We start from the raw sequence: 14,911 nt of genomic DNA, 5'->3' as shown, positions 1-14,911 counted from the left end.
TTTTAATCTACAATAAAAGCAGTTCCGTCTTTTCCGTCTTTTAACTGAATTCCTAAGGCTTTTAATTCATCACGAATTTGATCAGACAAAGCCCAGTCTTTATTATCTCTAGCTTGCTTACGCATTCCTATTAACATATTTACAACTCCCTCTAACTTATCAGTCCCCTCTGCTACAGTTTCGGTTACCAAACCTAATACATCATACACAAAAGCATGTAAAGTGTTTGTCAACAAATCTAAATCTGTTTGCGTTAAACTTGCTTTTCCTTCTTTTAACAAGTTGATTTGTTTAACTGCTTCAAATAAGTTGGCTATTAATACAGGAGTATTAAAGTCATCATTCATCGCATCGTAACAATCTTGAATCCACTTGGACACTGCAAATGTTGATGATTTTCCAGCCTGAATATTACTTAAGTTTTTAACAGCTTCTACCAATTTATTATATCCTTTTTCTGAGGCCTCTAAAGCTTCTGAAGAAAAATCTAAAACACTGCGGTAATGTGCTTGCATCATAAAGAAACGAACTACCGAAGGTGTAAATGGTTTTGATAAAATATTGTTTTCACCTGAAAATATCTCATTTGGTAAGATGTTATTTCCTGTAGATTTAGACATTTTCTGACCATTTAAAGTCAACATATTTGCGTGCATCCAATAATTAACAGGATCATGACCATTACAAACCTCAGCTTGTGCTATTTCACATTCGTGATGTGGAAACTTTAAATCCATTCCTCCTCCATGAATGTCAAATTTATCTCCTAAATATTTTGTACTCATGGCCGTACACTCTAAGTGCCAACCCGGAAAACCAATTCCCCATGGAGAGGGCCAACGCATAATATGTTGTGGACTTGCTTTTTTCCACAAAGCAAAATCTTGAGGGTTTCTCTTTTCTGTTTGACCATCTAACACACGTGTATTATGAATTGCATCTTCTATATTTCTTCCCGATAAGACTCCATAGGTTTTGTCTTGATTGTATTTTAATACATCAAAATAAACAGAACCATTTACCTCATAAGCCAATCCTTTGTCTAAAATATCTTTAATAAGTTCAATCTGCTCAATAATATGCCCTGTAGCTGTTGGTTCTATACTAGGAGGCAAATTATTTAATTTTTCTAAAATAGTATGAAAGTCTAAGGTATAACGTTGCACCACTTCCATGGGTTCTATTTTTTCTATTCTTGCTTTTTTAGCAATTTTATCTTCACCTTCATCTGCATCATCTTCCATATGACCTGCATCTGTAATGTTACGTACATAGCGTACTTTATACTCTAAATGTTGTAAGTAACGAAACACCATATCAAAACTCATAAACGTTCTAACATTTCCCAAATGTACATTGCTATACACGGTAGGTCCACAAACATACATACCCACGTTACCAGGTGTAACGGTAGTAAATAGTTCTTTCGTTTTTGTGATTGAATTGTATATTTTTAAAGGCTGATCTTGAAATAAGCTCATGAAGTTTTATTTATTTTTAAAGCGTAAAGATAAACTTTCTACTTGTATTACAATAACAAGAAAAGCCCAATTAAGATTTTCTTAATTGGGCTTTTTGTATGTATATAAGTTTTTGTTAATTACTTAACAATCTCTAATAATTCAACTTCAAATACTAATGGCATATAAGGTTTAATTGGTCCATTTCCACCTTGAGGTGCGTTAGCTCCATAAGCTAATTCTTGAGGCACATAAAACTTGTACTTAGAACCAACAGACATTAATTGAACACCTTCTGTCCATCCTGGAATTACTCTGTTTAAAGGAAATTCAGCTGGAGTTCCTCTATCTACAGAACTATCAAAAACTTCTCCACTAGGTGTAGTTCCGTGGTAGTGTACTTTTACTGTGTTGGTCGCTAATGGCTTTTCACCAGAACCTTCTTTTAATACTTCGTATTGCAATCCACTTTCTGTAACTACAACTCCTTCTCTCTTTTTATTTTCTGCTAAAAATGCTTCTCCTTCTGATTTTGCAGAGGCACCTTTTGTTTCAGCTATTTTTTTAGTGTAAGCAATTAAAATTGGAGCAATATCTTTTTGAGCTATTAATGCTTTAGCAGTATCTTGAGATTCTGTTAATGCTTGGTTAAAAACATTTAAATCTAAATCTTTAAAATCTTCACTTACTTTAAAGTTTCCATTAATATATGCACCTAAAGCATAACTTACAGAATCCATTTCTGTTGCTAACGATGTTTTTTTTGGTGCTTGTTGGTTACAAGATACCATTCCTGTTACTGCTAATCCTAAAGCTAGTCCTTTAATGATGTTCATGTCTTACTTATTTATTTTTAAAAGTTTAATATTTACTACAATAGGAGTTTGACTTCCTATTTTATTTTTATCACCACTTAATCCGTGGGCTACAAATGAACTAAAAATAAATTTAATTTCCTCATCTTCTTGCATTAATTTAAGCCCCTCTGCAATTCCTTTAATCAAATTAGACTTATCTAATTGCTTGGTTAGAATTTCCTCTGGATAAACTAACTTATTATTTAAGAAATAAACCGTTTTAGAATAGGTAACTATCGAGTTTTCTCTAATTACTTTTTTGGGTTTTGTTGATGGTTTTACCACCGCATAAGCAAAACCAAATGGAGAATATTGATAATTTAAAAGCGAATCTTTCTGAATATACTCTTTGATTAATTGCTCTTGAATACTATTGATTTGTTTGTTGTACAAAACAGAATATTCCACTTTTTCCGAAGTCCTTTTGTTAATAGGTCTTCTGGGTTTAGATTCTGTACATGAAACAAAAAATACACCCAAAACAATTAGCCAATTATAGTTCATAAGAAACCAGTAATTCTTGTTTATAATTAGGTACTAACAATCTAAATTTCTGAACCGTTTCTTCTAAAGATGTGGTAGATCTTGCTCCCGCTGCGTTGTCATGCCCTCCTCCATCAAAATAGTTTCTTGCAAATTTATTAACAGAGAATTTTCCTTTGGAGCGAAAAGATATTTTTACAATTCCTTGATCTGTATCTTCTATAAAAATAGCCGCCAAAACAATTCCTTTTAAAGACAGTGCGTAGTTTACAACTCCTTCGGTATCTCCTTTGGTATAATTGTACTTTTTTAAATCTTCTTGTGTTAAAGTTATATAAGCTGTTTTACAATCTTCTATCACCTTTAAATTGGTTAAAGATTTTCCTAACAACTGCAACCTGCTATAAGAGTTATTGGCATATACCTGATTGTGAATGTCTGAGTTTTTAGCTCCTTTATCAATTAAATTGGCTATAATTCTATGTGTAGTACTAGTGGTAGATGGAAAACGGAAAGATCCCGTATCTGTCATAATACCTGTATAAATACTTGTAGCAATAGCTTCATCTATTAAATCTGTTTGTCCTAAAGCATCTATATAATGATACACCATTTGGCAAGTAGAACAAATTGACGTATCTGAATATGTAACCATGGCAATATCATCAGGTTGTTGATGATGATCTATCATGATAAAATCCCCTTTAAAGGCTTCTAAACCTTTTTGCATATCATCTCCTACTCTATGCAATGCATTAAAATCTAGTAAAAAAACAACATCAGCTTCATCTAAGGCTCTTTTAGATTGTATGTTTTGAAGATCGTATCTGTATCCTTGATCTGCTCCTGGAATCCAAGAAATAAAATCAGGGATTCCGTTGGGTAAAACAATCTGAACTTGATGTCCTAACTTTTTATAAAAACCTGCCAAAGCAGTGGTAGATCCAACAGCATCTCCATCAGGATTTTTGTGAGCTACAAAAACTATTTTCTTTGGGGTCTTAAAATACGTTTTTAAAACGTTAATGTCCTTTATATTCATAAGGTGCTAAAATACAATTTAAAATATATTCTGTATATGTTCCCTTATTTTTTTAGCTATTACTACGATCAATTATGGTAAAGCGTATAATATGCCTCTACATTGTCTAGGTAAACACCATCAAAATTACGTTCTAATATTTTAGATAAATAAGAGTTTTTAGCTTGATAAATTATTTGTTTCCACTCTGGATTCCAAAACGCAACCCAATATTCATCTTCATAGCCTTCGTATTGTTTTTTAAACCAAGAAGGTTGTTTTTTAGTCCACTCTTTTTTCCAATAATATCTGTAATTCTCTACAGCACCAATATTCATATAAGCAATTACTTTGCGTTGAGTTCCATCTTTTTTAACTTTTAAATACGCAACATCGCTTTGAGTTAAAGGAACATCATTGTAAAATAAATCAATCAATAACAAATCGTAATTGGTTGTAGATAATGCTTGTAAATAGGCTTGTTTGGTGTTATAGGCTTCTGGATTTATTAAATACAAATAATTTTTAACGTCGGACAATTTTTTAATATCCTTAACTGTATTTATCGTTTCCGGAATGTCTTTGTAATACAGATTGTTTTGGGTACGAATAAATGGAATATATCCTTTGTTTAGGTTTAACTGCTTTGCCTTTAACAAATCGGCATCTTTCCCTACATATTCTGAGGACAATACTATTTTTTCTTTAGGCAATTTAGAGAGCAACAATTGTCTGTAGTTATCTTTTACTATTGTTTTATGATAATGTAAGGCTTCTACACCTACACCATCTATTGCATTTACGTAAGAAGTATCTAACCCGTTAGACCTTTCTATATTTTGGTATAGAAGTTCTAATCCGTTTTGAGGAATAATGCTAAAATTAGTATTATAGTCCTTTGCTTTTTTAGAGATCTCTATTACCATTTGCTGCATTTTTTGAGAAGCAACAACTGTTTTTTTAGTAGTACTACAGCCTACTAAAACAACCAATAGCAACAAGTGCTTAAAATATGTGTTTAAAACCAACATTGAATGTATTTGAATAAAAATTGTCTTGTGAAAAATATTCTCCAGAGAAATAGAAAAAAGTATAATCTCTAAATTTATATGTTAACTCTCCGTAGAATCTACCAAAGGTATTGTAATATGTATCTGTAAAATAAGAGGGTTCTATCATCCCTGAAAACCTATTAAAATAATCGTTTTCTGGCACTAGGTATTGATACCTTAGACCTCCTCCGTAATAAGCTCTACTTTTTAATGCAAAATAAGGTAAACCCCCAGGTAAATTTGCATTACTAGCACTGTAAGCTGTTTCTGCAAATGGAGATAAAGTACTTTTTTTACTAAGGCTAAATAATCTATAATAACGAACAACAGTGGCTATTTGATTGTTACCATCACTATACAAATCTCCTTCTACGGTAAGCCTAAATTCATTTTTTTTATGATGAAAATATTCGGAATACCAACTAAGCTTAGTGTCGTAAATACCTAATGTGTAAGCCACACTTGTTAAAGGAACATCGTGGGTAAATTGTAAGTTAGAAAACATGGTTTCTGCCTTGTAAGAAACTCCCCCCATAAGGTTGTACAAGTTTTTATTTCCTTTAACACTTACATCCATTCCCGCTCCTAGCTGATAGTTCCAATTGTCTACAACCTTATCGTTTATATAAGCGTATTTTAAACCAAAATAGGTATGTTGAATGTTTTCTCTTCTGAAACGATTTAACCTGTTTAAGTTTTTAACCTTATAAATATTAGGATTGTGCAAAGTAACTCTGTGCTTGTGTTCATTTTTAGCTACCACAACTCCAGATAAATTATTTACAATGGCATTTACACTTGTTTTATCTAAAGAAATAACGGATTCCCACTCAGCATAATTATGTTCTCTAAAAACAATAGAAGCTTTTACGCTTTCTAATACCTTAGGGTAAAACAACTCTTCTTGATTGGCTAATAAATAAGTTTGAATACTTGTTTTCTGAGCTAAAACTTGCTCATTTAGCAAGGCTTGTTTTTCTGCTTTTAAAGTACCCTCCGGCATTGTATTAACCACTTGCCAAGCTTCTTTAAATAGATTGTCTTCTAAATAAATATCTGCTACATAATTGGCCAATTTAGCATTGTCTTCTGTGTGATGCTCTTCAAAATTTAAATAAGCCTGCTCTGCTTGTTTTAATGCATTATTAGTATCTGCATTGGAAAAACTATTTTTTCTTAAAGCAACAATTTCTGCTAGTAAATTAGTTTGTGCATGGTTTTGTAAAGCCAAATGTTCTTGATAAGCAGTTTTAATCGCTTGTTTGTCTTGCATTTTATACATCCAATCAAACTTATCTAACAGTTTTATACTGTCTGAACAAGTACTCCAAGAAAGTGCTTTTTTATAATTTTCTTTACCCGCATATAGCCAAGTAATTTCATCAGAATGCTTTACATATAGCTCATCTTTACAAACATCTTTAGTTGCTACTTCTTTTAAGGCTTGTTCTGGATTGTTGTATAATAAATCTTTAAAATATCTATCATAGTACAATGTTTTAACAGCTGTAGTATCACCTAAAGCAGTATACCAACTGTACTTTGTATCATCGTCTATTATTCCGTTATTACAACCACTGCAAGCAATGGCTTTTTTGTATTGTTTTCTTTCTGAAAAGAACCATGCAAAGTTTGAAGATTCTTCTTTTAAAAGTGGATTGCTACACACCTCATCCATGTTTAATTCTTTGGCAAAATCATCAGGATAATAGCTTACTAAAAACATCAAGTAGTTTGCTCTATTTTGATGAGAAGGCTCTAGTTTTTGAATGATTTTATACATCCTTTTGATTTCGCTATAAAATCTAGGCTCGTAATTATTAGCAATAAACTCTTTGTAATGTGCTGTGTTTTTTGGTTCTAACAACATGTATTTGTACAACCATAAATTATAAACATCGGTACTAGGTAATGCTAAGTATTGTTTTAAAGTTTTAGAATAATCAAAATTATCTTTGGTTTTGTAGCGGTTGCTATAATCGTACAAGAATTTCCAAGTGGCATCGTTTCTATTTTGCCAAGACATGTATTTGGCATAAATTCTAAATACGTTGTCTTTAATAGTTGGCCTTTCACTAATATAAGCTTCCAAAGCATTGGTAGCCTCTCTTAGTCTGTTTTGTTTAATTAAATTTTTAATTTTACCATTTAACAGCTCAAAAAGTTCATATTCTAAATCTCTTGTTTTTAGCTGAACTAGTTGTGATTTTAGATGATTTACATTCATTAAAACTATAGACTTCTCTTTCATTAAAAAGGAATACAAGTAACCATCTAAATACTTGGTTTTGGTATAGATAACATCGTTTACAATTAAGGATTTTTCGTATTCTCTAGCAAAATTTTTCCCAATAAATACAGACCAGTAAGAATCCTTTGTGTTTTTGTTAGACACCAATGTTAATTCATCTTCTGTAATTTTATATTCTGGATAAGTTGTTTTCCAATTCTTTACAATAGGCACAGCATCTTTTACTGTTTTGTAGCGCTGTAATGGGTATGTTTTTTTAATGGGTGTTACAACATCTTCTATAAAAAGAGTTAGCAAACCTTTTTTATCGGGTCTTGAGGGAGTTGACCTCCAACCTAAACTATTTTTATTTCTAAACTCAAACTCTCCCCTACTTTCTAAATTGTTTTCATTTGGAATTTGATAGATATCATCTGGGTGAATAAAGTGTGTCCAAATACCTGTATATAAAAACAATGAATAATAAGAGAACTTAATTTTATCATTAGGTTCATAACCATCTGATATTCTGGGGTAATCAAACAAGTTTTTGTTATAAGGATCTACATCAAACTCTCTACCACCACCATCGTGTTTTTCTCCCAAATACAAACTACACATATATTTTACAGAAGGCATTCCTTTTCGCAAAGCTTGAATACCAATACTATCAATATAATTAGTAGGAGGCACATAAGAAACAGGTAGTTTACCAAAATTTTCTGTCTTCCATTTTTTAGACACACTTTGCAATGCCATGGCCATGTAATCTGGTCTTTTGTTCCATTCCTCATTTAACAAAGAAACGTGGTTGTAACCATGTAAACCGAGCTCGTGCCCGTCTTTTACCACACTTTTAGAAATTGTTGATACAATACTTTTTTTACCAACATAGGTAGAGTCTTGCACTTGTTCCCATTCGCTATAAGAAAAAGGAGGTACGGTGTTTAAACTATAGTCGTATATGGATAATGCTGTGTATTTAATATCTAAAGAGTCTGCATATTTAGCCATATCTGGCCACCAAATTTGCCTAACAAATTCAGCATTAGATAAATTAAATTCTGTTTTTATAGGTTCTGGTTTACTAGGATATACGGGTGATGGAAAATCATCTAAAAAAATAGTACTAACATTAGCTATAGGATAAGGAATTCCTTCCATGGCTTTTAATACAGGCATAAATAACAAACCTCTATCATCTTTTTCGTATTGATAATAACTATTTACATAAATGGTTTTTCCTAAACCTACATAGTTTTCTATAATTACAGGATACAACGGATTGTTTACTGCCGATGCGTATACATTTACATCCTCATTAAAATTATGACTTCCTAAGCCTCCATGTACATAGGTGGGTTTGTATGTTTTTTTAGGATAACCTGGAATTAAAACTTCGTTAAAAGAAAATCCGCTAGAGGTAAAATCTAAACCAAAATCGGCATCTAATTTAAGTCCTAATAAATACGATAATCTTTGATCTTTGGTTGCATTAGGAATACACAACGTACCTCCTTTTTTAACGTATTCTACAATTTTTTTAATCGTTTTTTGATGCAATGTATCTGAACCCGTAAGTACTAACAAAGAAGTGTTATCGTTAATTTTATCTAAATAATCTAGATCTACATTCTCAATGGTTTTAAAAGAAAATTTGGTATAATCACACAGGTGCCTCATGTTATCTTCTATAACCAAAGACATGCTATCTTTTGGATTGGTTACAAACAAAACTTGATGGTCTTGCTTAGGAGTAACAATCTTCCTTTTTATTATTTTTTCTTTACCACACGATATAAGAAAAATAAATCCTATTAAAAGACTTATATATTTATTCATTTACTGAAACATTAAATCTATTACATTACTAGAGTTAGAAATATTTTCTATTTCATATACCGATATATTATTCTCTTTGTAATACACCTTTACTGTTCTACCTCTTTTTCTTAGTATGTTTAACACACTGTCTATAGCAGTATTTTCACGGCTATTTTCTTTAATCTCTTTTATATTACTTATACGATCATCAGAATTATTTTTCCCATAATCATCGTATTTAAACACATATATACTGTTAGGCAATACATATTCAGGATGTTTTTTTAAAACTTTCTGCTTTGTTTTATACTTGTTATATATGGAATCTTTTTCTGCATAATTGTGAGTAAACTCATTATAGTTCATCAAAAAATGACTATCACTATTTAAGATAAAGTGCTCACTATCATTCACCAACATATAAGAATAAGGCAAGTTATTCATCAATATTTTATTGTAAGCTTCTAAAACGGTATTGGCATAATTATCTGGCTTTACAATGTTGTGAATTTTATCTTTTTGATAATTAAAACACAAACCTAGAAACACACTAATACACAACAAACTAGCAACAGTACTGGTTCTTAACTTTTGTAAAAACGTAAATCCTAATACATTACTGTATACAGCGTATAGAGCAGATACTACCGTTGCAGGCATAAAAATTCTAACAATAATTGTTAAGACATCTTTATCTATAAAATAAGTATTGACTTTAAACAGCAAAAACACAAAAACCATAAAAGAATTAAAAACCAATACTTTTGTGTCTACATTTTTCTTTTTAAAGGTGATGAATAATAAAGCATTAAAAAACAAACCTATGTACAGATACCAGTTTATGTAATCGCTCCAATTGTATTTAATGGTTTCCGGATAGGTGTAGGTGTTTACGGCAATTAAATTGGTTCTTATATAGGCCATAAAATAGTTCCAATCTGCTACTAAATAAATATATATGAAACCTATTGTTAGCGATAAAGCATAGGCTCCTAAAAACCTTAAAGTTCCTTTTTTACTCTTTTTAAATAAAGCTAACGATACAAAAAACACAGGTAATATAACAATGTAAACATGTAGGTTTATAAAAAATAAGGTTAAAAAAATGACAGGCATTCTAAACCAAAACAATCTGTGATATACCAACTCTTTTTTTTGCTCCATAGCAAACACCATTAAAGGTAACGCAAAACTTAAACTTAAATAAATAGAGTTGTGAGCCGTTAAATATCCGGTATGTATAGGTGCATATAAAAACAAGCCTACTAATGATAGCATAGCTAATGTTGCCAAAATATGTGACCTGTTGGTTACTCTATATGTAAACCAACAAATAACAACAGCCAAAATAATTAACTCTACCACTCCAAAAGTTTTTAAAGCTAGCTCGTTAGTTAATCCTGTAAGTTTTGCATAAATAGAAATAAATGGAAAATCTCCCATTTCTACCATTCCTTCTACAAACCATTTTTGACTGTTAAAAAGTCTAATCTTCAGTAAATCATCATTCCATAAAAAGGTAGATGTAAACAAATCGTTACTTAAAAAATAGAACAAGACCCCACTTACTAATAAGATATTAATAAGGAACATGTACTCTCCTTTTATGATCTGAATTTTCTTTTTGGGCTTGACTTCATAAGTTCCCAAATATTTTTTTTCTAAAAGATTTACCCAGTACAATAACAAAACATTAGATCGTTCGCTAATGGCAAAAATATCTCTAAACTTAATTCCCAAAATATGTGCTACTACTAGCAACACAATAATTAACAACACAGTAAACAAGTCATAAAAACCTAGTTGATGTAGTATAAACACACTCACAAACATAAAGGTTCCATACTTAAGCCATTTTCTAACAAAAAAATTAATTCTGTCATCGGGCAAAGGGTATCTAAATACTTTTTTTCCTATAAATAAGAAAAAAAGCACTAATAAAAGGACTCTTAAAGGACCTATATATAGCATACTTTATTTTAAATTATTTGATAAATTAATATCCGTTACCACAACAGATAACTGATTTAAATTATATTTTCTATAAATTTTTTGAACTACGCTTTTTTGGCTTGCGTATTCTATTACATACCCTTTTAACTTGTAATGTTTTATGGTATTTATGAAACTTGTTTTTTTAAGCACAGCTTCTTGCTTGTTTCTTATTTTATATGTTTTTAACTGAAAATCGTAATCTGTAAAAACAGACTCTACCAATATTCCTTTTATGACTGTATGTGTTTTTTCTAACAAAAACAACCCTCCATTTTGGATTAAATCTTTATCCGAAAATTTATGATTAATTTCTTCTATTAACTGGATCAAACTAGACTGTAAAACCTTGTATGGACCATGAATTGATGCATTGTCTAAATTGTCTAACAAAAGCCCATCAAAGCCTTTGCTATAAATAGTTGCTATTTCATCTATAAGAATAGCTCTTGCCTTAGCTTTAGAAATATTGATATAGGCACTATTCCAATTGCTGTTTTCTGACAACAAATAAGGACTTAACTTTTGATACAAACCTGTATTATGTTTGCTTACTTCTGTTAGGCTGATGTAAGCATATACTTTTTTGTTGTTTTTCTTTAGTAACTCTACCTCGGCATGATTGTAAAAAGCAGATTCTAAAAATACCGTATTAAACCCTTGTATTTGAGATGTAGGCACCTTTGCATAACACACAAAAAAATCGGGTTTGTTAGCCCCAAAAATAGACGAAAACATCATCAACATTACTATTATATTTAATTTACTATAACACGGCATAATAGTCTATTCTTGAAAAGATTTTATAATTATAATAAAGACTTCCTAGTAAGAAAAATAACATACCTGCTAACATTCCATACACACTGTACTCATAACTAATCATTCTGCTGCAAAGTGCTCCTACTACAAAATCTATAATTACTGCTAAGATTATAATTTTAACAGCATTTTTAGGTTGATTCAATCGGAACATATACAATACATTTAGCATCCCCCACGACAAACAAAAATAACCTACACTACCATACATAAGTACTTTGTTACTAATTTCCGGAAAACTTTCTCCAAAGGCACTTTTATACCCCCAGTCGTAATACATAAAACTGTAGACCAATAAAAAAGCCACTAAAGAGGTTCCTAAAAACACAAGTAAGTTTCTTAAATACAAATAAGCAAACTCCCTTTTAAAAACAGTTAAGCTATAAAAATCTAATTTTTGTAAGACAACAGACAACTGTTTAGAAAAAACATGCATACTATATTCTAAAACTCCAGCTACTAAAAAGAAAATAATAATAGACAAATCCATTCCTATTTCATAATCCTTTTCATAGTATACTATATAAGGAATAACCGTATTATCTCTATCTGCAGACCAAGCTAAAAAGCGATCCATAAAAATTAAGATGTACAAAAAAACACCATACAAAAAATACAAGTTATTGTTGTAAATTATAACTCCATATCTAATAAACTTTTTGGCATCTTTTTTCTTTTGACTTTCAACACCTTTAAAAGACCATTTATACACTAAAAAAGATTCTAAAATAACAATAGAGATTCCTATCCAATGGGTAATAAAAACATGAATATTTGTATAAAAGTGCAAGCATAAAGCAATACTTGTAGCTACTGATATAGAAAACAAAATAGTCCATCTTTTTTCTATAGGGTACATTAAGGCTAAACTCAACAAAAGAATACTTATTAGAAATGTATAAATACTAAAAATAAGCATCATTATGTACGGATATAGATGAAGAAAAAAGTTGACTATATTCATAAACAACAATACAAAGACCACAAATCTAGCGGCTTTAAAAAACAGCCTATTCATGGCTATGTACGATTTTACTCTTTGCAAGGAACTCCAATAATAAGAGCCTACTCTACCTATAACCTGTATAAATCCTCCTGTTAAAATTAAAGCCCAAATTACAGCCAAAACAACGGCTGTACTTTGCAAATCGTTAAAACCAACATTTACCCAAATAGCATAACCAAAATAGACCACACAAAAAATTTGAAGAAACACAGGCAACACACTAAACAATCCTTTTATGTAGAACTTTGTTCCCTCTTTAACTTTATTAAAACCCTCATATGACGATACATATACGTCTAAATTAGAAGGATTCATTTCTTCATCTGTATATTCCTCTTTTAATAATTCGTTATAAATAAGTGTAGCCATTGTTGCCAAAGATTCTTGTTGGTAATCTTCTACCACATCAATTTCTCTAATCCCCATAGATTCTAACACAGCCATAACAGCATTAGCCCCAACAGGCATACCTATTAAGTTCTTTATTTCTAGTATTAAATCTGAAACTTTCTCAGGAATTGGATTCAAAATTATAATGATTTATATAGTTCTGAGTATGCATCTTTTACTACTTTAATTGTAAAATTGTTTACTACTTTTTCTCTACTTTTTCTAGCCATTTCTTTTCTTAACTCGTCATCTTTTAACAAAAGAATTACCTTTTCTGCTATTCCTTTATAATCTTTGGGCTTACAAACAAAACCATCTACACCGTGTTCTATAGCCTCTTTAACACCACCAACATCTGTAGAAACCACAGGTACTCCACAACTCATAGATTCTATAATGGTGTATGGAAAACCTTCTGAAATAGAAGTTAAAATAGAAATATCTCCCTCCACAAAAATAGAAGGAGGATCTGTGTTTAAACCTGCTAAAATAAAACAGTCTTCTAAACCTAATTCCTTTATTAAATTTTCACATTTTACGGTATACTCTGGAACAGCATCATTATTACCATATACAATGTATTTTAAGTTTGGGATTTCTTTTTTAACCTCCGCACAAGATCTTATCATGGTTAAAATGTCTTTTAACTCAAAAATTCTAGCAGCAGCTACTACCACTTTGGTATCTTTATGTTTGTTGGGTTTTGGTTTTGGCACAAATCGTTCTTCATCTACACCATTGTAGATTACTTTAAATTTTTTAGGATCGGCCCCGTACATTTCTGCCCACTTTAAATTGTAGGTATTTACAGATACAATTACATCGCAACTATTATAAGCTAGTCTTGTTATTATTTTGGAGAAATTGATCAAAAATAATTTCAAAAAATAAGACATAGGAGAACTACTTAAGTTGATAAGTCTCTCTCTCATAAACACTCCATGCTCTGTTAATACTACAGGAGTATTGTGTTTGTGTTTGGCAATAATTACGGGTAAAAAAGGAAATCCAGATATGGTAACATGATTGATATCTGTTTTATCTAAATCTATAGTAATTGGCAATAAAAAACGATAAATCCACCTTAAAGAGGTTACAATGTCTGATATTTTTACTTTAGAAATATAGGTATCATCCTCAGATATATTACTTACTACACCTTTGTAATGATCCCAGACTTCAATACTATACATACTCTCTTTGTAATCGTATTTTGTAAAATAGGTATACAATTGAACTAACAATTCTAAGAGATATTCAGCATCATCTTCTTTAGAAAAAATAGCTTTTATAAACTGATCAAAAAGAGGAATAAATTGATTGCGAATTACACTAGACTTGGTTCTTTCTTTTTTTAAGACCCTATCAAAATACTTTTCATTGTATCTTAACAGTTCAATGGGCTCTTCTACAGACCATAAAGGTACTTGTTTTACAGAAACCACATTCTTAGGTAGTTCATAAATAGGGGCAACAACATCTGCTGTAAAAGAAAACACACTAAAATCAACATCGCTTATTTCAGTACAAATAGAGTGACACCAGGTAGAAACCCCTCCTCCCATAAAAGGATAATTCCCTTCACCAATTAACGTTACTGATTTAGCCATCCTGTAGGGTTCTTTGTTTTGGGATTAACCACAAATATAACAATTAACAAACCGTAGAACAACCATAAATTTGTCAAATATCAATATTCTAATTACTTGATTAAACATTGGTTTATATTTTATGAAAAAAGTATATTAGCTTCTTAAACCAAAGAATGTCAACA

The 14,911-nt window shown here is 30.8% G+C and carries 10 protein-coding genes; all 10 read right to left on the bottom strand.

The window, feature by feature from the left end; all coding sequences use genetic code 11:
• Positions 1-2: 2 nt before the first annotated feature.
• Positions 3-1,481 carry a cysteine--tRNA ligase gene (cysS, locus tag GGR97_RS02695; RefSeq protein WP_167896883.1) on the bottom strand — a complete coding sequence of 493 codons (1,479 nt, stop codon included), beginning with the start codon at positions 1,479-1,481 and terminating at the stop codon, positions 3-5.
• A gap of 119 nt (positions 1,482-1,600) precedes the next feature.
• A complete protein-coding gene (locus GGR97_RS02690) occupies positions 1,601-2,296 on the bottom strand; it encodes an FKBP-type peptidyl-prolyl cis-trans isomerase (RefSeq protein WP_167896882.1) in 696 nt (231 codons plus the stop codon).
• Between the two features lie 3 nt (positions 2,297-2,299).
• A complete protein-coding gene (locus GGR97_RS02685) occupies positions 2,300-2,821 on the bottom strand; it encodes an FKBP-type peptidyl-prolyl cis-trans isomerase (protein ID WP_167896881.1) in 522 nt (173 codons plus the stop codon).
• Complete coding sequence (locus tag GGR97_RS02680) at positions 2,811-3,842, bottom strand: DHH family phosphoesterase (protein WP_167896880.1); 1,032 nt, start codon at positions 3,840-3,842, stop codon at positions 2,811-2,813. The genes GGR97_RS02685 and GGR97_RS02680 overlap by 11 nt, the downstream gene beginning before the upstream one ends.
• A 68-nt stretch (positions 3,843-3,910) precedes the next feature.
• On the bottom strand, positions 3,911-4,747 hold the full coding sequence (locus GGR97_RS02675) for an endo alpha-1,4 polygalactosaminidase (RefSeq protein ID WP_167896879.1): 837 nt from the start codon (positions 4,745-4,747) through the stop codon (positions 3,911-3,913).
• 79 nt (positions 4,748-4,826) lie between these two features.
• Positions 4,827-8,945, bottom strand: a complete 4,119-nt coding sequence (locus tag GGR97_RS02670; RefSeq protein ID WP_167896878.1) for a DUF2194 domain-containing protein — start codon at positions 8,943-8,945, stop codon at positions 4,827-4,829.
• A complete protein-coding gene (locus tag GGR97_RS02665; RefSeq protein WP_167896877.1) occupies positions 8,946-10,898 on the bottom strand; it encodes an LTA synthase family protein in 1,953 nt (650 codons plus the stop codon). It abuts the gene before it with no gap.
• A 3-nt stretch (positions 10,899-10,901) separates the two neighbouring features.
• Positions 10,902-11,699: an endo alpha-1,4 polygalactosaminidase gene (locus GGR97_RS02660; RefSeq protein WP_167896876.1), complete on the bottom strand. Its 798-nt coding sequence runs from the start codon at positions 11,697-11,699 to the stop codon at positions 10,902-10,904.
• Positions 11,686-13,275, bottom strand: a complete 1,590-nt coding sequence (locus GGR97_RS02655) for a hypothetical protein (protein WP_167896875.1) — start codon at positions 13,273-13,275, stop codon at positions 11,686-11,688. The genes GGR97_RS02660 and GGR97_RS02655 overlap by 14 nt, the downstream gene beginning before the upstream one ends.
• Positions 13,276-13,277: 2 nt before the next feature.
• Positions 13,278-14,747, bottom strand: coding sequence for a GT4 family glycosyltransferase PelF (gene pelF, locus GGR97_RS02650; RefSeq protein WP_167896874.1), 1,470 nt, complete (start codon positions 14,745-14,747; stop codon positions 13,278-13,280).
• Positions 14,748-14,911 lie beyond the last annotated feature (164 nt).

Source organism: Wenyingzhuangia aestuarii (assembly GCF_011927765.1).
GTDB classification, from domain to species: Bacteria; Bacteroidota; Bacteroidia; order Flavobacteriales; family Flavobacteriaceae; genus Wenyingzhuangia; species Wenyingzhuangia aestuarii.
Note: the sequence above shows the minus strand (reverse complement) of the source record. Positions and strands in the feature narration are given on the sequence as shown.